This window comes from Geobacillus sp. JS12, from assembly GCF_001592395.1.
Taxonomy (GTDB): Bacteria; Bacillota; Bacilli; order Bacillales; family Anoxybacillaceae; genus Geobacillus; species Geobacillus zalihae.
Map to the genome: position 1 here is coordinate 1,588,357 of NZ_CP014749.1, position 25,769 is coordinate 1,614,125.

At 44.7% G+C, this 25,769-nt stretch carries 23 protein-coding genes and 5 pseudogenes; 2 read left to right on the forward strand and 26 right to left on the reverse strand.

Going from position 1 to position 25,769, the window contains the following annotated elements:
- The first annotated feature begins 76 nt into the window (after positions 1 to 76).
- On the forward strand, positions 77 to 490 hold the full coding sequence (locus A0V43_RS07680; RefSeq protein ID WP_063192797.1) for a coiled-coil domain-containing protein: 414 nt from the start codon (positions 77 to 79) through the stop codon (positions 488 to 490).
- 729 nt (positions 491 to 1,219) lie between these two features.
- On the opposite strand, the gene A0V43_RS07685 is transcribed toward A0V43_RS07680, so the two are convergent.
- The 21 genes and pseudogenes from A0V43_RS07685 to A0V43_RS07775 form a co-directional block, all read right to left on the reverse strand.
- Positions 1,220 to 2,773 (reverse strand): class I adenylate-forming enzyme family protein, encoded by a 1,554-nt coding sequence (locus A0V43_RS07685; protein WP_063192798.1) that lies wholly within the window; start codon positions 2,771 to 2,773, stop codon positions 1,220 to 1,222.
- Between the two features lie 46 nt (positions 2,774 to 2,819).
- Complete coding sequence (locus A0V43_RS07690; RefSeq protein ID WP_063192799.1) at positions 2,820 to 3,596, reverse strand: crotonase/enoyl-CoA hydratase family protein; 777 nt, start codon at positions 3,594 to 3,596, stop codon at positions 2,820 to 2,822.
- Between the two features lie 22 nt (positions 3,597 to 3,618).
- A complete protein-coding gene (eat, locus tag A0V43_RS07695; RefSeq protein ID WP_063192800.1) occupies positions 3,619 to 5,016 on the reverse strand; it encodes an ethanolamine permease in 1,398 nt (465 codons plus the stop codon).
- 26 nt (positions 5,017 to 5,042) lie between these two features.
- Positions 5,043 to 5,900 carry an ethanolamine ammonia-lyase subunit EutC gene (gene eutC / locus A0V43_RS07700; protein ID WP_063192801.1) on the reverse strand — a complete coding sequence of 286 codons (858 nt, stop codon included), beginning with the start codon at positions 5,898 to 5,900 and terminating at the stop codon, positions 5,043 to 5,045.
- Positions 5,901 to 5,927: 27 nt separating this feature from the next.
- Positions 5,928 to 7,288, reverse strand: a pseudogene (locus A0V43_RS07705) (ethanolamine ammonia-lyase subunit EutB).
- Between the two features lie 13 nt (positions 7,289 to 7,301).
- The gene (locus A0V43_RS07710) at positions 7,302 to 8,759 is read right to left on the reverse strand and encodes an ethanolamine ammonia-lyase reactivating factor EutA (RefSeq protein WP_063192802.1); all 1,458 of its coding nucleotides are present in this window, start codon (positions 8,757 to 8,759) and stop codon (positions 7,302 to 7,304) included.
- Between the two features lie 30 nt (positions 8,760 to 8,789).
- A complete protein-coding gene (locus A0V43_RS07715) occupies positions 8,790 to 9,380 on the reverse strand; it encodes an ANTAR domain-containing response regulator (protein ID WP_063192803.1) in 591 nt (196 codons plus the stop codon).
- On the reverse strand, positions 9,377 to 10,678 hold the full coding sequence (locus tag A0V43_RS07720; protein WP_236930991.1) for a sensor histidine kinase: 1,302 nt from the start codon (positions 10,676 to 10,678) through the stop codon (positions 9,377 to 9,379). Before A0V43_RS07720 ends, A0V43_RS07715 begins: the two co-directional genes overlap by 4 nt.
- On the reverse strand, positions 10,624 to 10,800 hold the full coding sequence (locus tag A0V43_RS20905) for a histidine kinase N-terminal domain-containing protein (protein WP_335339938.1): 177 nt from the start codon (positions 10,798 to 10,800) through the stop codon (positions 10,624 to 10,626). The genes A0V43_RS07720 and A0V43_RS20905 overlap by 55 nt, the downstream gene beginning before the upstream one ends.
- A 91-nt stretch (positions 10,801 to 10,891) precedes the next feature.
- On the reverse strand, positions 10,892 to 11,335 hold the full coding sequence (locus A0V43_RS07725) for a EutP/PduV family microcompartment system protein (RefSeq protein ID WP_063192804.1): 444 nt from the start codon (positions 11,333 to 11,335) through the stop codon (positions 10,892 to 10,894).
- Positions 11,332 to 11,670, reverse strand: coding sequence for an ethanolamine utilization microcompartment protein EutS (eutS, locus tag A0V43_RS07730; RefSeq protein WP_023633559.1), 339 nt, complete (start codon positions 11,668 to 11,670; stop codon positions 11,332 to 11,334). Before eutS ends, A0V43_RS07725 begins: the two co-directional genes overlap by 4 nt.
- Before the next feature lie 10 nt (positions 11,671 to 11,680).
- Positions 11,681 to 11,950, reverse strand: coding sequence for a EutN/CcmL family microcompartment protein (locus A0V43_RS07735; protein WP_023633558.1), 270 nt, complete (start codon positions 11,948 to 11,950; stop codon positions 11,681 to 11,683).
- Positions 11,951 to 11,961: 11 nt separating this feature from the next.
- A complete protein-coding gene (locus A0V43_RS07740) occupies positions 11,962 to 12,756 on the reverse strand; it encodes a hypothetical protein (RefSeq protein WP_023633557.1) in 795 nt (264 codons plus the stop codon).
- 10 nt (positions 12,757 to 12,766) lie between these two features.
- Positions 12,767 to 13,546, reverse strand: a complete 780-nt coding sequence (gene pduL / locus A0V43_RS07745; RefSeq protein WP_063192805.1) for a phosphate propanoyltransferase — start codon at positions 13,544 to 13,546, stop codon at positions 12,767 to 12,769.
- 11 nt (positions 13,547 to 13,557) lie between these two features.
- Positions 13,558 to 13,845, reverse strand: coding sequence for a BMC domain-containing protein (locus tag A0V43_RS07750; RefSeq protein ID WP_017435945.1), 288 nt, complete (start codon positions 13,843 to 13,845; stop codon positions 13,558 to 13,560).
- Between the two features lie 30 nt (positions 13,846 to 13,875).
- Positions 13,876 to 15,390 (reverse strand): acetaldehyde dehydrogenase (acetylating), encoded by a 1,515-nt coding sequence (locus A0V43_RS07755; protein WP_063192806.1) that lies wholly within the window; start codon positions 15,388 to 15,390, stop codon positions 13,876 to 13,878.
- Positions 15,371 to 15,772: a BMC domain-containing protein gene (locus A0V43_RS07760; protein ID WP_236930992.1), complete on the reverse strand. Its 402-nt coding sequence runs from the start codon at positions 15,770 to 15,772 to the stop codon at positions 15,371 to 15,373. The genes A0V43_RS07755 and A0V43_RS07760 overlap by 20 nt, the downstream gene beginning before the upstream one ends.
- A gap of 27 nt (positions 15,773 to 15,799) precedes the next feature.
- Positions 15,800 to 16,452 (reverse strand): annotated as a pseudogene (gene eutL / locus A0V43_RS07765) (ethanolamine utilization microcompartment protein EutL).
- 266 nt (positions 16,453 to 16,718) lie between these two features.
- Positions 16,719 to 16,898, reverse strand: a pseudogene (locus A0V43_RS18865) (PTS transporter subunit IIC); the annotation flags it as partial.
- Positions 16,899 to 17,125: 227 nt separating this feature from the next.
- The gene (locus A0V43_RS07770) at positions 17,126 to 17,392 is read right to left on the reverse strand and encodes a DUF2642 domain-containing protein (protein ID WP_063192808.1); all 267 of its coding nucleotides are present in this window, start codon (positions 17,390 to 17,392) and stop codon (positions 17,126 to 17,128) included.
- A 188-nt stretch (positions 17,393 to 17,580) separates the two neighbouring features.
- Positions 17,581 to 19,071, reverse strand: coding sequence for a peptide MFS transporter (locus A0V43_RS07775; protein WP_063192809.1), 1,491 nt, complete (start codon positions 19,069 to 19,071; stop codon positions 17,581 to 17,583).
- 418 nt (positions 19,072 to 19,489) lie between these two features.
- Here A0V43_RS07775 and A0V43_RS07785 point away from each other — a divergent pair, with 418 nt between their 5' ends.
- A complete protein-coding gene (locus tag A0V43_RS07785; RefSeq protein ID WP_063192811.1) occupies positions 19,490 to 20,011 on the forward strand; it encodes a gamma carbonic anhydrase family protein in 522 nt (173 codons plus the stop codon).
- Positions 20,012 to 20,470: 459 nt separating this feature from the next.
- Here the strand turns inward: A0V43_RS07785 and A0V43_RS07795 are convergent, their stop codons facing one another.
- The 5 genes and pseudogenes from A0V43_RS07795 to A0V43_RS07815 form a co-directional block, all read right to left on the reverse strand.
- Positions 20,471 to 21,466, reverse strand: a complete 996-nt coding sequence (locus A0V43_RS07795) for an alpha-ketoacid dehydrogenase subunit beta (protein ID WP_063193835.1) — start codon at positions 21,464 to 21,466, stop codon at positions 20,471 to 20,473.
- Positions 21,463 to 22,534: pseudogene (pdhA, locus tag A0V43_RS07800) on the reverse strand (pyruvate dehydrogenase (acetyl-transferring) E1 component subunit alpha). The gene A0V43_RS07795 and the pseudogene pdhA overlap by 4 nt, the downstream one beginning before the upstream one ends.
- A 25-nt stretch (positions 22,535 to 22,559) precedes the next feature.
- Positions 22,560 to 22,871 (reverse strand): annotated as a pseudogene (locus A0V43_RS20410) (ABC transporter ATP-binding protein); the annotation flags it as partial.
- A 308-nt stretch (positions 22,872 to 23,179) separates the two neighbouring features.
- The gene (locus A0V43_RS07810; RefSeq protein ID WP_063192812.1) at positions 23,180 to 24,322 is read right to left on the reverse strand and encodes a Glu/Leu/Phe/Val dehydrogenase dimerization domain-containing protein; all 1,143 of its coding nucleotides are present in this window, start codon (positions 24,320 to 24,322) and stop codon (positions 23,180 to 23,182) included.
- A 187-nt stretch (positions 24,323 to 24,509) separates the two neighbouring features.
- Positions 24,510 to 25,460 carry an NAD(P)H-dependent flavin oxidoreductase gene (locus tag A0V43_RS07815; RefSeq protein ID WP_063192813.1) on the reverse strand — a complete coding sequence of 317 codons (951 nt, stop codon included), beginning with the start codon at positions 25,458 to 25,460 and terminating at the stop codon, positions 24,510 to 24,512.
- Positions 25,461 to 25,769: the final 309 nt, after the last annotated feature.

Sequence of the window (25,769 nt, forward strand, 5' to 3'; positions counted from 1 at the left end):
TTCCACATCCTGGACTCCTCACGTTTCATAGTTGAAACGCCCCGAGTGAATCCCATCTCGATAAGGAGGTTTCTTCATGGAAGAGCTGTTGCGGCAGTTAACCACACTTGTTCAAGGACTTGTCGATGACATGTCCGTCCTGAAGCAAGACATGCAAACGGTGAAGCAAAAATTGGGTCAACTTGAACAACGGGTGGACAAGCTAGAGCAGCGGATGGACAAGCAGGAAGAAGAGCTGCGCTGGCTGAAAGAGCAGATGAAAGAAAACACGGACATGATCAAAGCGATCCGCGACAATCAACTCGAGCAGCGCAGCATCCAAGACGGCATGCGCCATGAAATCGCCAGCCTCCGCGGAGAAATGGCCGGCATTCGCGAGCAGATGGCGACAAAAGAAGACATCTCCCTCATTCATCAGCGGCTTGATTATCAACTTAGCCGCATCGCGAAAGTGGAGGAGGAGATGTATTTGCTGAAGAAGGCGAAGTAACACGGCCGATATAACGTTTAACCTTCTATATATAAATGCAACTGGAAGGTTTAACATATCGTTGACCCTAAAGCGTGTTGTCCACTTTTCCTAACTGCCGGAGGCAAGTTAAGGCGTAACAGAAGACCGAACAACCAACCACTTCCTGAACCCATGGATAAGTCCGGAAGTGATGTTGCTCAATCACCCAACAGTCGGTAAAATACCAGCTAGTTCCATAACAGAGCGTAAACATTAACGTTTCAAATTGCTTGTATCCTGAAAATACCCGAACTCCAAAATGTGTAAAACCCGTGGCGCTAGATAAACTCAAACAAGCATAAAAATAGCCCTTGCATGAGGATCCCCTTAAAATGAAAGTACAATCAAACATTGGAAAGGAGAATCCCCATGCAAGAGCACTTTCATGTTCCTGCAGGTCGGGCCAAGATTCAAAAGCAATAGGTTGCCATTTGAGCGCTAGCGTTCAACTAGCACCACGGGTGTATAAAATTATGATATTCAGCAAAAGGACATTTTCATCCTTCCGTTAGCGACGAATTTTTTTCGTCATGGGAGTCTATATAGAACGCATTGTCTTTTTGTTTGTTTTGCCATCCGTTTAGAAGTTAACGGACCGTTTATTCCTCACGGTTTTTCCCGCATGACGCGCCGATCTGTCGTGTCCATCGACGCTTCAGACGGCGACATCTGTGCAACACTCCGTTTCTCTAGCATGACAAATCCCGCTTATATTTTCCTTTCATGCTTGGCCCAATAAGGATCCCTTAACCAACGCCGCACTACTTTCCCTACCGGGCTTTTTGGAAGTTCATCAACAAATTCTACTGATTTCGGTTTTTTATAAGAAGCTAAGTGCTCCTTACAATACTCTATAATGTCCTGTTCACTCACGGTAAAACCTTCCCGCAACACAATAAATGCTTTAATTGTCTCTCCCCATGTTTCATCTGGCACACCTACTACTGCCGCTTCCAATACAGCAGGGTGTTGATAAAGAATGTCTTCTATTTCACGCGGATAAACATTAAACCCACCGGTAATGATCATGTCCGATTTGCGGTCCACAAGGTACAAATAACCTTGCTCATCCAAATATCCCATATCACGCGTATAAACCCATCCGTGCTTAATAGTTTCTTGTGTTAGTTCAGGAGCTTTCCAGTATCCAATCATTGCTTGATTGGTTTTTACTACAATCTCTCCTATGTTTCCTGCATCAACTTCATTATCATTTTCATCAACGATTTTAATTTCCACATTAGGGGTTGCACGTCCACATGATAACAGTCTTTGTTCAGCATTGCTTCCATCTATGATATGATCACTTGCTTCAAGTAAAGTTAAAATAAGAGGTGCTTCGGTTTGGCCATAGTATTGAATAAATTTCGCTCCCCATAATTTGATGCCACGCCGCAATGCTTCGCGCGGCATCGGAGAGGCACCATAGATGATATTGCGGACTGATGAAAATGAGTACTGCTCTACCTGAGGATCGTTTAACAACATGATAATCATAGTAGGAACCAAATTGAGTGTAGTCGCTTTAATTTTATCGACTTCCTCTAAAAATTCTCTTGGAGTAAAACGCGGTAAAATGGCATTTGCCGCGCCTCGAATCCAGTGTGGGAGAACCAGCGTGCCTGATGCGTGTGTTAATGGTGCGGCATGCAACATGACATCCCCTTCTTCTATCCGAATCGCATGCAAGATATTGTTACAAATTGCGGCCCATGTCTCTTGAGTATGCACGGCTGCCTTAAGAGTTCCGGTTGTACCAGAAGTATATTGGATTGTAGCAAGATCATCTTCTTTAACCATTATAGGTGGATCATCGTCCGTTTCGTTCTTCGCAATTTCCTCAAGAGATAAAATCCAAGAATGATTAGGGGTGCTATTCAATTGAAAATAATGCTCTACGGAAGATAATGTTGGCTTTAATGCTGTGACGCGATCCGTAAACTCTTCCGTGAACAAAATAGCTTTTGCATCGGTTTCGTTAATCATATGGCGATGTTCATTTTCTGACAGTCTTGTATTAAGAGGAACACGTACAAGTCCGCTTAATAATAAAGCGAAGTCAATTTCAACACTTTGAAGAGAATTCGATAATAGGGAAGCCACTCTGTCTCCTTTTTTCAATCCCATCCTTAGTAAGGCATTAGCCAATTTATTGCTCCTGCGAAGTACCTGTTCGAATGTTAAACTTTTCCCTTGGAAAATCACACCTGTATGATTCGCATAATATTTTGCGCCTCTTTGAATTAATTCGCGTGCATGCATATCATAAACCCCCTTTTTTCATCGCTATTTTGTCTGGCAAAAACAATTAGAATCGCCCGTGTCTTCCTTCTCCCTCACAAAAACGCTGGGCGCCTTGTCTCGTTTCACCACTTTGGATCACTTTCATGCCCAATTGGAATTCCAACTCCATTGCCTTTTGCAAGTCCAAACCTATTCCTTCGTAAACAGCTTGCCGATCACTGCGTAAACAAATTTGCGGAAAACTCGCTATTTGTTCTGCCAACTTCTCCGCTTCTATTCTTGCTTGGCCAGTAGGGACAACACGATTCGCTAAACCAATCATTAACGCTTCTTCTGCCCCTACCGGACGTCCCGTTAAAATTAAGTCTAAAGCTCTGCTCATACCGATTAGGCGTGAAAGGCGCTGAGTGCCCCCATCGATGAGAGGGACGCCGAAACGCCGGCAAAAAACTCCAAACACCGCATCTTCCTCGACAACACGTAAATCACACCAACAGGCAAGCTCTAGGCCTCCTGCCACCGCGTATCCCGCTACTGCAGCAATAACGGGTTTTCCTAATCTCATTCTTGTCGGCCCCATTGGGCCCTCTTGGCTCATGTCTATGTTTAAACGGTTAACTCTTTGTTCGTCTCCCACAGAAAGTGCTTTCAAATCGGCTCCTGCACAAAAATTCCCCCCTTCCCCCCATAGCACCGCAACATATAAATCATCATCTTGCTCGAAGGTTCGGAAAGCATGTGCCAACTGCTCAGCTGTTTCGCGGTCAACCGCGTTCCTCACTTCCGGCCGACTAAGAATAATCGTACAAAATCTTCCTTTTCGCTCTAGTCGAACCACCATTCATCTTCCCTCCCGCAATAAATTACAACGATGCATTTTTTTGGCTAGAGGCGATATCTTCGATCGATACAAATTCTTCGGATATTGGGCGAATTTTCTTCGAACCTATTAAAAAGTAATAAGCGCTGCCCAGGCCAAATACGAACAAAATGATAGCGATTAATGGGATTTCGATTCCAAAAAACGGCAAATTAGTAGTTAACACACTGTACTTCAGTACGCAAAAGAACGAAACAATCCCTAAAAAGAGTGCGATTCCTGGAACAACTGGGTAACTCACCTTGAACGGTCGCTCCATATGCGGTTCCTTTTTTCTTAATACAAAGAGCGATATGAGACTCAAACAATACATCGTAATCGCACCAAATACAGATAAAATGATCAATGCATTGGCAAAGCTGGCAGAACCGGCACTAGCTACTCCTATGATGCCAGGTACAATTAATCCCCAATGTGGAACCCCTTTTTTCGATAAGCTAGCTAAAAATCCAGGGAGGTACCCTGCTCTGGCTAATGCAAACGTTTGTCTAGAGTAGCCAATAATTATGCCATGTAAGCTTGCAATCAATCCAAACAAACCAATGATAGCGACTGTTTTAGGCAAAATATGTTCTTCGCCATAAACACTGGATAGAGCTTGAGGAAGCGGATAATCAGCAGGTTTTCCTTCTCCTCCACCAAGCCCGGCTGTTACAAGCAACGTAAGAACGGTGGCAACTGCTAATGTCAAGATTCCCGAAATAAATCCTTTTGGTATATCCTTTTTGGGATTACGCACCTCTTCTGCTGCCATCGCTCCCCCCTCAATAGCAAGGAAAAACCAAATAGCAAAAGGAATAGAGGCAAATATTCCTGTCCAACCTTTAAAAGCTGACATGTTGCTAAATATGGCTGAGCCATTTACATGAGGCAGTCCAGCAACATAGTAAACGCCTAAGCCAATCAAGGCTAAAACCGTAGCCACCAGTTCAATGATCGCAGCCCCTTTTACTCCTATAAGATTAATGAAAATAAAGAATAAAAAAACGGCTACTGTAGCATACACAGCATTAATACTTGGAAATAAAAAGTTAATATAGGCTCCTGTTGCTACAGCAATGGCCGGTGGAGCAAAAACAAATTCAAGTAAACATGCTAACCCCGTCATAAACCCCATATAAGGGCCCATTGCTTTTCTTGCATAGGCCGATGGCCCTCCAGCATGGGGAATAGATGTAGAAAGCTCTGAATAGCTAAATATAAAAGTCGTATAAAAAACAGTCACAATAATCGCAGCAATCGCTAATCCTATCGTTCCACCTTGCTCAAATCCGTAATTCCACCCGAAATACTGACCTGAAATCACCATTCCGACTGCAATACCCCATAAATGAATGGGTTTTAACTCTTTATGCAAATGGTTATTCGTATTGTTGGCCATGCTATCCTTCCCCCTTCAAATGATTACTATAGCTCTAGACGCACCCCACTAGCTTTTTGCTCAATCATTTTTCTTAAAACCGTACCAATATAGGCACCGGCTTCAACGGGAGGTGTGCCTCCTGAATGAATATTGGAAACCACAGTTCTGTCTGACTCTACTGTTCCTTTTCTCGGTCTATAGCACATATACGCACTCATGGAATTGGCAGAAACAAGGCCCGGTCTCTCTCCAATCAAAAGAACGAGTACTTCTGGTTGCAAAATTTCACCGATATGATCCATACATGCTACTCTTCCACCTTTAACAAAAAAGGGAGTTCCTTGTGTTAACCCGTTTACCTCTAATGAATCCAACAATGCTGGATAAATATCTCTAAGATTTGCTTCAATCGCACTTGCACTTAATCCATCAGAAACAACAATTTGTACTTGAGGTTTTTTCACACATTTTTCTTGAATGGTTTTGACTGCTTCTTCCGTAAGAACGCGTCCTTTGTCTGGTCTCTTTAAATAAACTTCTTTGTTTTCATAACAAGTCTCGACCGTAAATAAACCAAATTCTTCAAGTAAACTATCAAGAACTTCTCCACTCACAGCGTCAACGGCAGCGGCATGATCAAGTTGTAATTTTAAAATCGTTTTAGTCAACGGGCGTGTTCCTGTTCTCCATACCCCTATACGCGCGGGCGTGACTTTTCGCAATTCGTCAATTCCTTCAGGAAATTTCGGATTTGGAACGGAGGTTAACCAATCAAACGTCGTATAATGAAGCTTTTTTTCACATTCTTTTTCATCAATGTTTTCTTTTAATTGTCGAGATACTCTAGTCTCTAATTCCACCATCACTTTCTCAACAATTCGTTGAATATCCACTTGATTCATTTTCGCAGATCACCCGCCTTCAGAACTTTATAAAAATAAAGTGGGATCACCAGCCATTGATGTTAACTTTCCGTTCTCCATAATTCCCATTTTTTCTAACCATCGCTCGAACTCCGGAGCGGGCCGCATATGGAGCAACTCCCTTAATGTAGCAATATCATGGAAACTAAGAGATTGATAATTTAGCATACAGTCATCTGCCATCGCCACCCCAATCAAAAAGTTCACACCTGCTGCAACGAGCAGAACGGCTAAGTTTTCCATGTCATTTTGGTCTGCTTTCATATGATTGGTGTAACAAACATCTACTCCCATCGGCAAACCATGAAGTTTCCCCATAAAGTGATCCTCAAGTCCCGCGCGAATAACTTGCTTACTGTTGTATAAATACTCCGGTCCAATAAAGCCCACTACCGTATTTACCATAAACGGGTTATATCGTTTCGCCAGCCCATAGCACCTAGCTTCTAATGTTAATTGATCTATACCATGGTGGGCATCTGCGGATAGTTCTGACCCCTGTCCTGTTTCGAAATACCATACATTTGGACCAGCAGCCGTCCCCTCTTTTAAAATTAATTCATTTGCTTCATCTAGCAATTCCACACTAATGCCAAATGCTTTGTTTCCCAGTTCTGTACCGGCCAAGCTTTGGAACAATAAATCTGCTGTTCCTCCTTGTTTGATTGCTCGCATCTGCGTCGTGACATGCGCTAAAACACAGTTTTGTGTAGGAATACCCCATTTCTCCATCAATTCTTTTGTCATATTTAAAATGGCTTTTACACTATCTGCTGTATCGATTACAGGATTAATTCCAATAACGGCATCTCCAACACCATAACTCAAAGCTTCGAAAATGGCTGCCTTGATTCCTTGTAAATGATCATTCGGGTGATTGGGCTGCGCTCTTCCCGCCAATCGCCCTTTTTGGCCGATTGTTGTGTTGCAACGCGTTTCTACCGTAATTTTTGATGCAGCTTGTATCAAATCTAAGTTTGTCATAATCTTTGTTACAGCAGCGATCATTTCGCTTGTTAACCCTCTACGGATATGAGAGATTTCATTGTTCGTGACGTTCGGGACAAAAGGTACTCACGAAGTTCCGCAACTGTCCAATTTCGAATGGATGCATAAATTTTTTCATTAACTCCTTCCTCGATGACACGCGACACTTCATCTTCCTCGGGCGGCAAAAGAGGGTTGTTTCGAATATCAGCAAGGGTTAGGTCTGATAAAACATGTCTCGCTGCAATGCGTTCTTGTGCATCTTGGGCATGAATGCCTGCCAGCTGGTCACCAGATTTTTCTTCATTTGCTTTTGCCATAATTTCCTTTAAACTTTTAAATTGATATGTTTTTCCCGTTAGAGTGATCGTTGTTTTCAAATAGAATCACCTCCTAACTCTTCGTAAAAGCTAATGTTTTGACTACTACAGGGACCATACTTTGATTGATTGTTTCCCCTATGTCAATGTAATCACCTTGTTCAACTATAACTTGATCAATTGAAATAATATCTACTTTATTTTTCGATTGAAGTACTAGCAATTGTCCAAACGCTTTCGCAATATCGTCTTCACAAATGACAACTATAATCGAATGATTGGGGAAATTCCTTTCATAAAGTAAAAACAATATCTTGGCTATTTCTTTTAATACAGAATAAGAGCAATGAAAAATCCCCTTCATACAAATCGCAAAAGGAAGTTCTTGATCTTCTTGGATGTATTGCTTCCAATCCATCATGGCTTGTTTGATTTGCTTATACACATAATCTCTATTGTTTATCTGGTGATGATCTAGCTCAATCATCATAATGGGTAAATTACGAATAGGGAGACGCGATGAAGCAACATGTATAGTAGCCCCGCTAATTTCTGTACTTTGCATCCCGGCTCCGATTACGGTTGCACGAGATGTTTGCGTTGCTTTGATTAGTTTTAATGAACACTTTTCAATTGCTTTTACTACTTCATGAGCAAGAAGCGGACCAACATCTCCATAGATAGCTGTATCATAGATTGTTTTAGGTGCTTCTTCCTCAAGCAACCGACCGATCCCTCCCGAAATCATCACTTCATCGATAGGTGGAATCACTTGAAAGCTCGTACTGTGAATTAGTGAATCATCCGATCGAATCGGTTGCTGACCAGTTAACGAATCTAACATATCGTTGCACATTTGCTGGACAATTTGCTGGATTTCTGCAAAACTAATTTTTTTGTTTATATACAGTCGATAATTTTTTGAATCCAACCAAGATTGAATAGATGGAGATATAAATGTAATTTCTCCATTCTGACTTAATTCGATTAGTCTCCCACCAACATGATAGGTAATAGTACCTAATACTTTTCCTCTCTGAAAAAGAACAACATTCGCTGTTCCTCCCCCTATATCAATGTTAGCAATGATTCCTTTTACTTCTTTAGATCTCGAAAAAGCACCCGATCCTTTGCCTGCAAGTAGTGCTTCCAAACTGGCGCCAGCTATGGCAACTACAAAATCCCCCGATTTTTCAGCCAAATAATGCAAGATGCTCTCCGCATTTTTTTTCGTCGCCGTTTCGCCTGTTATAATAACAGCTCCAGATTTTACATCACGTATGTCGACCCCTGCTTTTTGATATTGGTCTTCAAGCCATCCTACAAGGGTTTCCAAATCAATTTCATCCCGTTTCCCTTTTAGCGGTGTTGAGTACATCGGACTCTCATACACAATGTTTCTTTCAACAATTTCATAACGAGGCAACGAAAAATGGTTGGATACTTTTGCATATTTTAAATGACTGACAACAAATTTTGTCGTACTTGTTCCGATATCAATCCCTACACTAATAATTGTTTTACCTTCCACTATAATTACACCTCAGGAAATGATTACATATCATTTATTCGTCATCGAATTCTCATATTTTTCGAGAATTTTTTCTGCCAATTTAAACATGGAAATACGGTGTTCCATGCTCTTTTTTCTCATCCATTCATATGCTTTTTCTTCTGAACAAGAAAATCGTTTCATTAGCTTGCCTTTTGCCTTCTCGATTATTTTTCGTTCCTCTATTGACCTTTTTAATAGTTGGATATCTCTTTCTAACAAGCGGAACTGCTCCTGTTGGCTTTTCGCAATCTCAATGGCTGGAATTAAATCCTCTTCTGAAACAGGCTTTACTAAATAACCGGTTACTCCTGCCTCTTTTGCATCATTTACGAGCTCACGTTGACTATAAGCAGTTAGTAAAACAACAGCACATAGATTGAATTTTCTGATTATTCTAGTTGCCTTTATCCCATCCATTTTTGGCATTTTAATATCCATAATAACAATATCCGGTTTGAACTGATATACTAAATCAATGGCCTCCTCTCCATTTCTCCCTTCCCCCACCACCTCATATCCCGCTTGCATGAGCATTTCCTTGATATCCATGCGAGTGATTGGATCATCATCTACAACAATAAGTTTCAATGTACTCATGTCACTAGGCCCTCCTTGGGAAGCGGAAAAGTAACGGTCACTTTTGTCCCAGGGTGATTATTTTCAAATTCTAAAATTCCTCCTAAATCTTCCGAAATGAGCGTTTGACATATTTGAAGCCCTAGCCGTCCTTTTTGCTGTACTTTTTCAACATCAACCCCTACACCGTCATCTGTTACTGCAAGGCTTACAATTTGATTTTGTTTTTTCAACTCAATTCGGATAACTCCCTCATCAAGATTGATAAACGCATGGTTAATGGCGTTTTGTACCAATTCATTAATGACAAGAGCTAAAGAACTAGCCTTTTGAGAAGGTAAATAAAGAGAACATCCTTCTACTTGAATTGTAATCTTTTGTTCTGATTGTTTCATAGATGAAATAATGGCATTCGACACTAATTCAATCACTTCTTTGCATTCAATCATATCCGTTCCTTCCAATGAAAGAACTTCATGAATAATTGAGATGCTCGTAATTCGATTGATGATTTCTCGAAAAACTTTTTCAACTTCCTGGGAGTCTATTCGCCTCATTTGTAATCGCAACAAACTGGAAATCGTTTGCAAATTGTTTTTAACACGGTGGTGAATTTCTCTAATAACAGCTGATTTAATCATTAATTGCTTTTCTTTTTCTTTCAATTCTGATAAATCCCTCAAAAGAAGCACCCCTCCTACTGTTCGGTTATTTCGTTGAATCGAAACAGCTTTTAATTGAAGAAAATGCTCTCCTAGTTCGAATTCATGAAAAAACATTCCTTTTTGTATATTAAGTCCTTCTTTAATCATGGAACCAAAAGGTAGTGAATCCACTTTCTTGCCAACTAATAAGTGTCCATTTGCTTCAAACATCTCTTTTGCTCGATCATTGGCAAACATAATTTGATAATCGCAGTCAAATAATAGCAACCCTTCATGCATCAAGTCTGGAATTGCAACTTCTGACATTGCTATGTGATAAAGAGTTTCACTTAATTGCTCTGTTGTTTCCATTAACAACTCTACATTTTTCTCCTGTTGTATTTTTTCAGTAATGTCTTGCTCCATGATTAATACACCTATTATCTTTCCAAATTCATTTACGATGGGCATTACATTTTGCTGCATGTTTACATTTTCCTGAGAAACCCCTCTTGATCCGATAACAGGTCTGCCGGTTTTAAAGCAAAAGAATACCCCAGGCTCGTTTTCCTTATAAGCAATTTTCCCAACAACTGGTTCTCTATAGAGTGATTTACCTGTCATTGGATGAGCTTCAGCGACAACGATCGCTTCTTCTCCCCTGGTAACAAGCAATCAATAAACACATCTGATTGTGATAGATCAGAAAATAACTGCAAATACTTGGACAGCTCTTCTATAATTTTGATATCCTCTTTTCTTAAAAAAGAAGCCAACGCAGATACCTCGAGAATCAAGTTTCTACAACTCCCCTTCTTTTCTGTTTAGTTATCTTTATTTTTTCATTTTTTTCACAATTGGTAAACAAAACTTTCTAGACAACATTTACTAAAGGTACGACAAAATTCGATCTTTTAATTCCTTTATTCCCGCAAGAGTAACAGAAGAAGTCAAATAAATATCTCCTACAGGCAGTACAGTTCTTAAAAATCGGGTGGCTGTCTCGATATCTGCGTTAGGATGATCTATTTTTGTTATGACTCCAATAGGATTAAGAGGAAATCCAGATGCAAAGTTCGGGGGTAAAGCACAATCCCTTCGTGTAGCATCTTGAACAATTAATAAAACTTTTGCCCCCAACGCTGTCGCCATTAATGTACGATAATACATTGGATTTTGACTATATTCCCCAGGGGAGTCGATAATCCAGTTTGTATATTCCAACGATTGTGTCTTCTTGACTGGAACATCTTCCATGCCAAGAAGTCTTTTCGTCAGCGTAGACTTTCCAGATCCTACCGGACCAATAACAAGTACTTTTCCTTTGTTCATGACCTTGTAATCTCCGCAGTTGAGAATTTTAAAGTTTTAACAAAAAACTCCTTTATGTTTTGTATCGCTGTTTCCACATCAGAAACATTGCCGGTAATAACGACTGAACCTGTAAAACGATCTAAATAACCGATCTCTACATCGGCCGATTTTGTCGCGATATCCGCAGCAATAATGGCGGTCTCGGTTGGAGTCACCGTTAAAATTCCAATAGCTCCCGCCTCATTTATACCAAGGCGTGTATATAACGATTCATCAGGATTGGCAATAATATGAGCTAGATTCAATTGTTTTCCAGGCACATACTCTTGAATAATCCGCTCTTTTCTCTCCATATCTTTCTCCTTATTCTTTGCAGTATTCGAAAGAATCTACAATTCCTACAACAACTGCATCAACAGGAGAGTCCTTACTGATTAATATTCGAGCAGAGCTTCCCCTTGAAACAATGACCGTCTCACCTTGTCCCGCACCTATACGATCAGCACATATAACTTGTGTGCCTGCATCCGTTCCATCGGCGTGGATGGGCTGAACTAACAAAAGTTTTAAATGTTCCATTCCGACCTCTTTTTGCGTTGCCCAAACACTCCCCACCACTTTCCCAAGAAACAAGAGGATCACTCCTATACAAATTTGACATCAATCCTCTTTTCATTTAATAGGTCTTTTGCTTGCGGTGTAATTAATACTTTCTTATTAACTATCAGTGAATCATTTTCCTCCAAATAGTAATGTACCCAGTCTGCTGTTACTACGTTTCCTTCAAATCTTTTTCCTTTGTCCCCATTCTCTGATGAATGTGTTGGAGAACCGCTCAACTTTTCTAAAATTGCTTCGTATATTCGTTCTTGTTTTGTAAGGATCACTCCCATGTTTTTCAAATCTTCTTTATATTGAATGAAAAGTTTTTGGTAAGCGGGCGGCAAGGATAATTTTTTTAATGTTCTTCGATCAGCACGCTTAATCCCCGGCACATCCTCACCAATGATGACTGGCTTCCCCAAAGTTAATGCAGAAAACACAATCTCCGCTTTAACCGAGCCTTTGAGCCCAAGTGCTATCCTTGCTGCATTATCTAAGTCAATTTCCGGAATTACTACTGCCTCATATTCTTTCGGAAGTTCTAAAGGAGCAGGAGCCAATTCGTCCGCCGCAATCACCTTCGTGGACCCTGTCGACTCAATTTGATGAAGGCCAAGCCATGCGGACGTCTCCCCATCCAAGAATAAAAGATCGTATCCAATTTCTGTATTATCAAGTTGGATTAGCTGATCTGTAAATAATTCGTGGGCTGAACTATCACAAAAGATGAATAATACCTTTTTGCGCACCTTTTGAGCACTATTAGCTTTTTCCAAAAGGTCACGCACAATTGTTTCGACTAATGCTTTCAACTCTAAATTCGTATTATGCTCCATTTCATCACCTCTAAGCATTTACGCTAAAAGGTTCGCCATTTCTCCCGATTACTTTTACAAAATCCCCTGTCTTTAAGTTCGCCGCATTTGCCTCATCGGTATCAATATGGAAATCAAGGGTAAATCTCTCGTTTACTCGAACAACGACTTCTGGAAAAATAATCGATCGATCTGATATGGCTTGAACAATAAGTCGATCGCCGTCTTTCACATTGAACTCCTTTGCATCGTTTGGAGACATATGAACATGATTTTTTGCAACAATAACACCTTGTGAAATCGTTATAGAACCAGCTTTTCCAACAAGTGTAATACCAGGCGTCCCTTCAATCGAGCCAGACAGACGGACGGGTGGATGGATTCCAAGAGTAAATCCATCAGTGCGCGAAATCTCTACTTGAGTCAGTTCTCGAGCAGGACCTAAGATCCTCACTTTCGACAGAACGCCTTTAGGCCCAACAAGAGTCACGGTTTCCTCGGCAGCAAACTGTCCTGGCTGTGAGAGTGAACGGTATGGCGTTAATTCGTATCCTTTTCCAAATAAGACTTCCACCTCATGGTGCGAGAGATGAACATGTCGATTAGAAACTCCTACTGGAATCCTCAATTCCTTTGATTTAGCGATAGTTCGAATGGAGTTGCTGCCCATTACCTCAATTTTTATTCCTCGATCACGCAAAAAGTCTTGGGCAGCGGGCGTTAGTCGATGTTGATGCGAAATGAAATAAGGATTTGATAACGTTCCTTTTAACATTTCCGATCTTAAATACGTTTCCGTAATTACCGCCATTGACTTCTAACCTACTCTCCCGCTTTTGGAAGAAGAAGTTCGATATCTGCATGGGGACGCGGAATCACATGAACAGAGATCAATTCTCCAACCTTTTCTGCCGCTGCAGCACCCGCGTCTGTTGCTGCCTTTACCGCACCAACATCTCCTCTTACTAAAACTGTTACCAATCCGCCGCCCACTTGCACTTTCCCAATTAACTTTACATCTGCAGCCTTCACCATTGCATCTGCCGCTTCAATGGCTCCAACTAATCCTTTTGTTTCAATCATCCCAAGCGCCGAATATTCTCTCGCCATGTTGAATAACCTCCCCAAAGTTTTATGATGTTAGATTTTCATTTCCGACAATATTCTCTTAACAATCTCTGCAATCTCTTCTCTGCTGACTGTTACATTCCCGCCTCGATCTACGGAAATGTTTTTTTCCGTTTCAGAAGCATCCGCCGTTTTGGCTGGCTGCAAAGTTCCATTCTTAGTAGTCTTGATCATCATCCCCTTTATACCAAATGCTACTCGTTTTATATTTATCAAGTGCTGTGGTCCGATGTTATCAGATGTAATATTGTTTCCATAAGAGCCACATCCAAGTGTCAAAGATGGAAAAATTCCTGTTGTTGCTCCTATCCCTCCAAATGCCGTTCCAGAGTTCACCACAATTCTTGAAGCTGGTTGCTTTAAAGCAAACGCTTTGATTACTGCTTGATCTTGACAATGGATCCCAAATGTATGTCCTAATCCTCCTGCCTCTAATAATTTAATGCAAACATCGCATCCTTCCTCCCAACCATCTACTGTATACAAGGCTAAAATCGGAGAAAGTTTTTCAATCGAAAAAGGAATATTTTTTCCAATCTCTTTTTCTTCCCCTATTAGCACTTTGATCTCTGCAGGAAAAAATAACCCTGCCATCTTACCGATTGCTTGAGGTGATTTTCCTACAATTTTCGGGTTTAAGGTTCCGCCAGTGAGGAGGATTGATTCGATTCTTTCTTTTTCCATTTCCGACAATAGATACGCACCATATTTTTTGAGCTTATCGATAAAATCCTGTTTGATTTCTCTTTCTACAACAACAGCTTGTTCTGAAGCACAAATGGTGCCATAATCAAACGATTTGCTTTCAATGATATGCCGCGCCGCCTGATCCAAATCGGCGCTTGTGTGAACGTACACAGGAACATTTCCTGGCCCTACCCCATAGGCAGGCTTGCCAGAACTATAAGCTGCTTTCACCATCGCGGGACCGCCGGTTGCAAGGATGACATCCGTCAATTTATGCGACATTAGTTCCCTCGTTCCCGGTAAAGATGGATATTCCATACACTGAATAATATTTTCCGGTGCTCCAGCCTCTTTTGCAGCTTTTTCCATAATCTTTGCAGCTTCTAATGAACACTTCAGTGCTGAAGGATGAGGACTGAAAACAATCGCATTTCGTGATTTTACCGCAATAAGAGATTTAAAGATAATGGTGGACGTCGGATTCGTCGAAGGAATCACTCCTGCGATCACACCAACAGGCTCTGCTATTTCCCAAACTTGTTTATTTTCATCAGTACCGATAATTCCGACCGTTTTCATATCTTTAATGGCAGCATAAACCTCTTTTGCCGCAAAAATATTTTTTATCGTTTTATCTGTTTCATTGCCGAATCCGGTTTCTTCCGCGGCCATTCGGGCTAAAAAACCCGCCTGTTTTTCTGCTTCTAAAGCCATACGTTCCACAATTCGATCAATCTGTTCCTGAGACGATTCTGTCAATTTTTTCTGTGCTTCCCTAGCTTTATAGAGAAGATTCCTTGCTTCCTGAACCGATAATAAATCAAAGTCTGCCATTATCATTGAGTGTCTCACCTCCCTGAGCAGTATACATATTGGCTGCTTGTGCTACATCAATACTTTTACTATCTCTAGCTCGACTTTTTTTCCTTGTTTCGCTCTTTTTTCTCTCTTTATTAACCAGTTCATTAATTACATCACTACTAGGGCGTGGAATGACATGAGAGGTACGATACTCTCCAATCTGTTTGGCCTTCTCTACTCCTGCTGAAACAGCTTCTCTCACAGATGCTACATCCCCAATAAAATAAACTGTCACAATTCCTGCATCGGGTTTATGATATGTAATTATCTGGATATCAGCTGCTTTTGCAGCTTCATCAGCCGCTGCAATTAACGAAGTCAATCCTATTGTTTCAATCATACCAAGTGCATATTTTTTCATCGTCATGCCCCGTCATCATCCCTTTTTCTAAAAAGATTTATGAGGGTGCCGTGCAATATCCTGTACTGCTTCCGCAAAAGCATGAGCTGCTGCTGTACATGCAGATTGACTTCCAGTTAATAATCCTCCTCCAAAATTTGTTTCAGTCGGAGGGGCATACAGTTCACAAATTTTCACATCAGAGGCCTTTAGTGCCGCATCTAATCCGTACATTGCTTCAAGGGGGGCGCTATTAAATAAGCTAATGGCTCACCTTGTTGAATCCCAGCAATCTTTGATAAGTAACTGCCTGTTCTCGATATTGTACAAGCATAATATGCATGGTCGCCTTCCTCATTTAATGAATAAAAGCAAGGGCCATTTTCAATCACCTCGAACACTGCTTCCAATCCACTCTTTACGTCAGAAGGATTTTCTGCCCCCAAAATCCCGATAAACTCTCCAGAGAGGGGCCCCGATGCATGAGCAGAGCCAGCATAGAAGGATTTGGCATATACTACTTCGACCGCTGCCTTTTTGGTAGCTTCATCTAAGGCCGTATATCCAACATCATCAATTGTTAATGTAACTAAAGCAAGACTTCGAATATGGGCTGCTAAATTTAATTTAATTGCTAAACCAGGATCAACATTTGAGATGATTCGACTAGCTAACACTTTCGCCCTAATTGGTTCTCCAATCACAATATTTCCACCTCCCCGAAACAAAAAGGTGCCTATATACAGAGGATATTCTCTGCATATGTAGGCACCTTTGCCTTACCACTTATGAACATGTAAGCATAGACCAAAACAAATTTCTAATAATCAGTATATTCATAATAAATTTATTTGTCAATATTTTTTAAAATATACTCTATCCCCATGTCCAGTTCTAAACACTCTATTTCCATTAGAAAAACCACTTCATCAAATATTCCAACAAGATCCCCCACGATTCCAAGATTTTAATCCCCAAACGTCGTTCCTTCAAACCCAAGCAAACCAAGTACCGGAAGCAACAATGCCGGCAGGAAGGAAATCAAAATGCCGTTAGCAAATGCCCCCAGCACTACTACCCATCTGCCTCTTATGGCATTGCCGAATACACTGTAGCCGCTCCAGCGAAATCTTGAAAAGATAAGCCCAAATTCCAACACCCCAATTGCGCAAAAATTGGACTGATTCAATAAAAAAGCCACACGATCGACTTGTGTGGCACCATCTAAACTATCTGCCCCTTCCCTGTCCGAACTCCTGCACTAACCGTGCGTGGACGCTTCCTAAGAAGGAGTGACCGTAAGGCAGTTGTCATTGCCCCCTGTTTTTCTTCGACTTATCTTTGCACGATCATATCCCGATCGTAAAGAATAGTTCAATTCTCATCCATTAAATATCGTTCCCATTCATCGTCGTCAGACGAACGATGAGGTTCATATCCGCTTCCTGTTCCTATTAACCGAAGCAGCGCGATAATTAATGCCAAACGGATCAGAATACGCCGTAGTCTTCCTCCAATATTCACCCGCATAACAATAAAATCATCGCCAACTCCCAATAATGTTCCGTGGAATTTTCCATGCACCGTCACAACAGTCACACGCTGCCCAACTAGCTGACGGGCTTGATGTTTAAAATCCATCGTTTCTCCTCCTTTCTACACTAACTATGTAATGTTTTGCAGGAGAAAAAGGTATGGTCATGATAACTACTGCAACAGCGGATTTTTTAACATCACTTGTCAAGAAGTCTCCCGCCTCTACACAAAATGTAGGTGTAAAAAATCAAAAAAATCCTCCCAGCCAATAAAGGCTAGGAGGATCAGATTCTTTAACGAATCCCTTTCATCAATCTCCCGATTCTTGGTGCAATGGCCAATAAGATCAAGCCTAGCACAAGCGCCGCACCGCCGATCGTGCCGAAATAGGCCGTTTCGTTTTCCGGCGTATAGAAGCGGACGAGCTGGGCGTTGATCGCTTGCGCGGCGGCGTTCGATAAAAACCAAAGGCTCATCGTTTGCGCCGAGAAGGCCGCAGGCGCAAGTTTCGTCGTCGCCGACAGGCCGACCGGCGACAGGCAAAGTTCACCAAGCACGACGATGAAATAGCTTAACACAAGCCAGATCGGATGAACGAGCCCCCCGCCGCTTAAATGGCCCGGCACGAGAATGACGATGAACGACAGGCCGGCGAACAACAAGCCGAGCGCGAATTTTTGCGGGATCGTCGGCTGCCGTTTACCGAGCTTCACCCACATCCATGCGAACACCGGAGCCAAAATGATAATAAATAACGGGTTCAGCGACTGGAACCATGCAGGCGACAAGTGGATGCCTGCGACATCCAACTGTGTCCGCTTGTCCGCATAGTTCGCCAAAATGGTCGATCCTTGTTCTTGAATCGCCCAAAACATCGCTGAAGCGACGAACAACGGAATGTAAGCGATCACGCGCGACCGCTCCTCCGCCGTCGTTTTCGGGCTGCGGTACATGACGACAAAATAGATGATCGGGATGATGATTCCTAAGATGCCGACAAGGGAAATAAACGTTTCCACAGTGAACCAACCGTTCGGAATCAAGATGGCTAGCAGCACGGCCATCACGACCACCCCCATGGCCATGATCGAAGCCGCTTTTTTCTTTTCCGCTGGCGTCAATGGATTCGGCACATACGTCCCGGCCAACCCGAGGTTTTTCTTTCTTGTCGCCACAAATACGACAAGCCCGAGAAACATCCCGACGGCCGCAAGTCCGAAGCCAAGGTGGAAGTTGTACTTCATCCCGGCAGTTCCAACAACAAGCGGAGCCAAAAAGGCGCCAAGGTTAATCCCCATGTAAAAAATGCTAAATCCGGCGTCGCGGCGGTCATCGCCAGGCTTGTACATATCGCCGACAATGCTCGAAACGTTCGGTTTCAACAACCCGGTTCCCAAGACGATGAGCGCCATCGACACAAACAGCGCCGTCACCCCGCCCGGAATCGCCAGGGCGATATGACCAGCCATAATGAGAAGGCCGCCGTAAAAGACCGCGCGCGACGTGCCAAACACCCGGTCGGCAAGCCAGCCGCCAATGATTCCGGACATGTACACAAGCGCCCCATAAATCGACATAATCGCAAGCGCCAGATGCTCATCAAGCCCGAGCCCGCCTTTCGATACTTCGTAATACATGTAGTACACTAAAATGGCGCGCATGCCGTAGTACGAAAAGCGCTCCCAAAACTCGGTGAAAAAGAGCGTAAACAGCCCTTTCGGATGGCCGAAAAAGCCCCGCTGGGGAACGCTGGCAGCGATTTGTTGCTTGTCAATGGATGACATAACCACTACCTACCTCCTTTAAATTCTTTTAATATAATAATTCATTATGTTTATATTGTCAAAAAAATTTTGTATGATTTATAGTAAGGTAAATAAAACAATAATATTAAGAAAAATAATATTATTTAAATAAAAATTCCAAAAAATATTTCTCCCTTTCCGTTTTCTTCGTTATAGAAAAAACCTTTTTCCTCTTTTCGTTGATCATGTATAATCAATGGCAGGGAATCGTCGTTTCCCCAACAGCACCATTTCCTCTTTTCCATCTCATCTGCATCTTTGTGTTCACCGCAATTGGTACATGAATCGACGCTTCTTTTAAGGGAAAAGATATCGTGCATTCCGCTCCTTTCCGTCCCCGTGCAAAATGTGTTATACTTATCATGACACAGTTCACCAAATGAAGGGGGATGTGGGGATGCTATACCCGTATAACGGAAAACGTCCGAATGTTCATGAAACCGCATTCATTGCCCCGGGAGCCTATTTGATTGGAGACGTCACCGTTGGGCCGGAATCGACCATTTGGTTCAACGCCGTGCTACGCGGCGATGAAGGGCCGATTACGATCGGCGCCCGAACGAGCATTCAAGACAATACGACCTGCCATTTGTACGAAGGGTCGCCGCTCGTTGTGGAAGACGAAGTGACGATCGGGCATAATGTGATCCTTCACGGCTGCACGATCCGCCGGCGCTCGATCATCGGCATGGGGTCGACCATTTTGGATGGGGCCGAAATCGGTGAAGAATGCATCATCGGCGCCAACACGTTGATTCCGTCCGGCAAAAAGATTCCGCCCCGCTCACTCGTCATTGGCTCGCCTGGAAAAGTGGTGCGTGAACTGACGGACAAAGACCTTGCGCTCATCCAGCTGTCGATTGATACATACGTGCAAAAAGGAAAAGAGTATCGCGAACAGCTGGCCAATCATCGGTAATAACGCCTTGAATGCTCTCCCACCTACGCTAAACGCTTAAAGGTGGGAGATTCTTGAGAACACCCGCCTCACGGCAAGCTGTTAACCAAGCCATCCCCGCCCACTTCAAGTGGGGGGCTTCTCGGCGCGAGATGATCAAAACAAAATCATCAGAGAACAGATGGTTGCACGAAAAAACGATATTCGCGGCCATCTGTTCGTACAGCTTATCGTTAAAAGAAAAAGAGCCAGCCAGAGGGCATGGCTCTTCGTTTATGATTCATCCGTGTTTTGCACAATCATCTTCCACACTCGAAAAACCGTTTCAATGCGGCGAGGCGGTGTTTTCCGAACTTGCTTTCTGTTTCATTGGCAAAAGATGAATGATTCCTGATCTCAATGCTTCTACCGCTTCTAACAAACATTCGTTGCTGCTTGGGTGCGGACAAAAAGGGAATTTCATGTCTTCCTCTCGCGCCGCTAGAAATTCATCACTTTTTCGATGGCATGCAAAACGCGCGCTGGCGTTGGCAAATAATCGTCTTCATAAGCGAAAAACGGCACAGGAACGTCAAATCCCGTCACCCGTTCGACCGGCGCTTTTTGATAGAAAAACGAAGTATCGTTGATGACAGCGAGAATATCATTGGCCAATCCACCCGTCGCATGCGCTTCCTGAACGATCACGGTTCTCCCTGTCTTTTGCACCGACTCGGCAATCATATCTTTATCGAGCGGGTAAAGGGTGCGCAAGTCAATGACATCGGCATCAATCCCTTTTTTCGCCGCCTCTTCCGTCGCCTTTATGGCGACCGGCACCATAGCTCCCCAGGCGATGACGGTCACGTCGTCCCCTTCGCGAAGTTTTTTTCCTTTGCCAATTTCAATCGCATATTTCCCTTCCGGAACGTCCTCGCGAAACGCGCGATAACTGCGCATCGGTTCTAAGAAGAGAACAGGGTCCGGGTCTTCAATCGCGGCGATGAGCAACCCTTTGGCGTCGTACGGCGACGCGGGACAGACGACTTTGATGCCCGGCATATGGGTAAACAGCGCTTCCGTGCTGTCGGAATGAATTTCCGGGGCCCGCACCCCTGCGCCGTACGGGGCGCGAATGACCAAGGGCACGGTAAAATGCCCTCTCGTCCGCGCACGCATGCGTGCCGCATGGGTCATGATTTGTTCATAAGCTGGATAGATAAAACCTAAAAATTGAATTTCGACGACCGGCCGAAATCCACCAAGCGCCATTCCAATCGCTGCACCAGTAAATCCTGCCTCGCTTAACGGCGTGTCCATCACCCTCTCCTCACCAAATTCCTCAAGCAATCCTTCGGTGGCGCGAAACACACCACCATTTTTTCCAATATCTTCCCCGAGCAGGATGACATCCTCATGCTCTTTTAGCATGGTACGAAGCGCATCATTGACCGCTTGCACGATGGTGAGCGATTTGACGCCTACTTTGGTGATCACCTTTCCATCCCCCGCTTCCATTGAAGATACGCTTCTTTTTGTTCGGCGATCGTCCATGTCGGTTGGGCGAACACAAAGTCAAACATGTCAGATACATTCGCTTTTGGATAGCTCTCCATTTCCACAACCGCCTGCTCGATTTCCGCGTCCACTTCCGCTTGCACTTGATTTGCCCACTCTTCATCCCACCAGCCTTCCCGCTGCATCAACCGCTCGACCCGCTTGATCGGATCGGTCGTTTCGCGCCGTTTCTTGCTCTCTTCCTGGTCGCGGTATCTGGACGGATCATCGGATGTCGTATGGGCGCCATAACGCCATGTCACCGCTTCGATTAACGTCGGCCCCCCCTCCGTTTCTCGCCCGCTCGAGCGCCTCTCTCGTTTTGAAATACACCGCAAACACGTCATTCCCATCGATGCGGATGCCGGGAATGTCATACGCCAGCGCCTTTTGGGCGATCGTTTTTGTCTTCATCTGACGGGTGATCGGAACGGAAATCGCATATTGGTTGTTTTGGTTGAAAAAGACAACAGGTGCGTCAAAAACGCTCGCAAAGTTCAACCCTTCATGAAAATCCCCTTCCGATGTCGCGCCGTCGCCGAAGTACACAATCACCGCATTTTTCGTCCCCTTCCATTTTTCGGCGCACGCCGCCCCCGCTGCATGAGGGAGTTGCGTGGCAATCGGAACGCTCGGCGGAACGATTTTTTTTCCCTCAGGTGGAACACACCCTTCCGTCCGCCCTTTCCAGTATAAAAGCGTTTGCGTTAAGGAACGGCCGAACGTCATCATCGCTCCATGGTCGCGATAAGTAGGAAACATCCAATCCCCATCGTTGAGCGCGAGCGCACTTCCGACTTGACACGCCTCTTGCCCTTCGTACGGCACATACGTCCCGATGCGCCCTTGCCGTTGGAGACTGACACATTTTCGGTCAAACGTCCGCGTTCGAATAAGATGACGGTACATCGTCATCGTCAACGGTTTTGTGATTCGTTCACGATACTCAGGCTGCACGACCGTTCCGTCTTCATTCAATACTTGCACGATCGGGAAGTTGAGTTCCATACCATTCCTCCTCATCCTGACAATATCAACTCAATACCGCGCGGTCGCTTGCGAGCTGTTCCCCACGAATGCGCCGAAATTCCGCCAACAGCTTCTCCACCGTCAAGCGCTTCTTTTCCGCTTCATCCACTTCCAAAATAATCTGCCCTTTATCCATCATGATGAGGCGGTTTCCTAACTCGATGGCTTGCTGCATATTGTGGGTGACCATCAACGTCGTCAGGCGGTAGCGCTCGACAATCTCTTTTGTTAAGTTGGTGATCAACTCTGCTCTCGCTGGGTCGAGCGCCGCTGTATGTTCATCGAGAAGCAAAATGGACGGTTCGGTGAAGCTCGGCTTCAGTTTGATTCCTTGCTTTTCGGCCGCTTGTTTATTGATGACGAGCTTCAGCTTTTTCGGATATTCCGGCGTGACGCCGATCGTAACCGTTTTGTTCCCCTTCCCTTCTTCTTTTCCGCCATCGGTCGCCGCCTTTTCCCCTCCGCTACATCCCGAGAGCACGAGAGCCCCAAACAAAACGGGAATGGCCAATCGTGACAACATCTGTTTCATGATCCTTCTCCCCCCACGACTTCTTCTACTTTGTATTTCGAATGATAATACGATTATTTATTTTCAGATAAATCTTTTCGCATGAATGCACGTTAATGGCGAACATCCCACTTCGGCCGCTTTTGGTGCGTGAAAAAATGATTGCGGCGTTTGCGCTGCTCGAGCCGCTCTTCGCAAAATTGGTCGGCTGCCTCAACCGTCGTCATTCCTTCTGATTCAGCCCGTGCATAAATGGCGAGCAATGTATCGTAAATCGCTTTCGTTTTCGCCAACACCCGCTCTTTGTTCGCCCCGTACAGTTCATCAGCCACTTGAATGAGGCCGCCGGCGTTGACGATATAATCGGGGGCGTATACGATGCCTTTTTCCTTCAACATTCGGGCGTGGCGTTTGTCGGCCAGCTGATTGTTCGCCGAACCGACGACCGCTTTCACCCGCAGGACGGCGATCGTGTCATCGTTGATGACGCCGCCAAATGCGCACGGGATGAACACATCGGCTTGGACGCGATAAATATCCGTTCCGTTCACCGGCTTGACGGACGCCCCGATTTGCTTGCCGTACGCCATGACCTCTTTGACTGCCGCTTCGTTTACATCGCACACGTACAGGTCCGCCCCTTCCTCAAGCAAGCGAAACGCCACTTTTTTTCCGACTTTTCCGAGCCCTTGGATGGCATACGTTTTGCCTTGCAAATGCCGGCTGCCAAACACCACCTGGTTTGTCGCTTGAATCCCGTACACGACGCCCTCGGCCGTCGGCACGGATGAGTCGCCGCTTCCGCCATACGCTTCCGGAACACCGACGATGCAATTCGTCTCTTTCATGGCGTGCACGAAATCATCCGGCGTCGTCCCCATATCGGTGCCTGTGTAAAACCGGCCGCCTAATGACTCGACAAACTGGCCGAACGCACGAAACAATTCCGGTGATTTGTCTTTGCGCGGGTCGCCGATGATCACCGCTTTGCCGCCGCCAAAATCGACATCTGCGGCCAAACATTTATACGTCATCCCTTTCGACAGCCGCAGCGCATCGGCAAGCGCCTCTTCCGTCGTGGCATACGGATGCATCCGGCAGCCGCCGAGCGCCGGCCCAAGCGCGGTGCTGTGAATGGCAATGATCGCCCTTAGGCCAGTCGCTTCATCGTGGCAAAACACGACCTGTTCGTGTTCGCGCATATGGAAAAACAAATCGAAGCTTTGCGACATGTTTGGCGATAACATGACCTTCATCGCGTCCCCTCTCCTTTGCTTTACTGCTTGAAAGCGTTTTTCAAGTTAATATAACAAAAAATATTATTACGTTATAATAACGTTATACTATTTTTATAGTAACGATGTTGGTTACCCGTGTCAACCCTCTGCCAACCCATTTTTCATCGCCAAAAAAAGACGCCGTTTGACAGGCGTCTTTCGTACATCAGCGAAACAGTTCGGACAACGATTGCCACTGCGTTTTCGCTTCCGTCATCATTTGTTCAAACAGCTCGGCCACCGTCGGCACGTCGTCGATCAAACCGGCGATTTGCCCCGCATTGATAAATCCTTCGTGAAAATCGCCAAGAAGGGCGCCGCGGCGATGACGATCTTCCGATGTATATTGTTGAAACTCGTCAAGCGGCATGCCTTGCTGTTCATACTCCAGCAGCTTCTCGGCATACGGCGTGCGCATGATGCGGCGGATGCGCCCGACCGAGCGGCCGACGATGACCGTTTCATTTTCTTTCGCCTCGACAAGCCGCCGTTTATACGCGTCATGAAACGGCGCTTCCTTCGTCGCCACCAGCCTTGTGCCAAGCTGCACCCCTTGGGCGCCGAGCGCGAAGGCGGCGAGCAGCCCGCGCCCATCGCCGATGCCGCCCGCGGCGACGACGGGAAGGCGGACGGCGCTGGCGACTTGCGGAATGAGCGTCATCGTCGTCAACTCAAGCGGTGAGTTGATGCCTGCCGCCTCATACCCCTCGGCGACGACGACATCCGCCCCGGCCGCCTCCGCTTTTTGCGCTTGGTTGACCGAAGCGACGACGACAAGCACCTTGATGCCATATTCCGCAAAACGCGGAATCCACGGCGCCGGATTGCCAGCGGAAAGGGAAACGACCGGCACTTGATGGCGGATGACAAGCTCGGCGATCTCCGCGGCGTGCGGCGTCACTTGAAGCGGAATGTTCACCGCAAACGGGCGATTCGTGCGCCGCTTCGTTTCAACGATCAGCGCCTCCACCTCATCAGGCGGCATCGTCCCCGCGCCGATCGTTCCGAGCCCCCCTGCTTCCGACACGGCGCTCGCCAGCTCGGCGTTGCTGATGTTGCCCATCCCCCCTTGAATGATCGGATAACGAAGATTGAGCAAACGGCAAATATCATTCATTACATTCACACTCCGTAAAAAATACGTTATATATAAACGATACCATATTTTTTAGACGATGAGAATGGATGATGAAGAAAAAACGAACACCAATTCACCCGTATGAATTCCGTTTGAAGCCTATTTTTCGCCAATGAGACTGGCTCAAGTCATCCCCCCGCAGCGATGTAAAATCGATAACGCTTGGTAGGCCCACCCGCACTAACGATGATTGTTTGAACCACAACATACTTCTTCCACACTCCTATACCAAACGTTCCGTAAACGGCAACCGGGATGCCCAGCTGCTGTTGCGCCGTGCATCCCGGT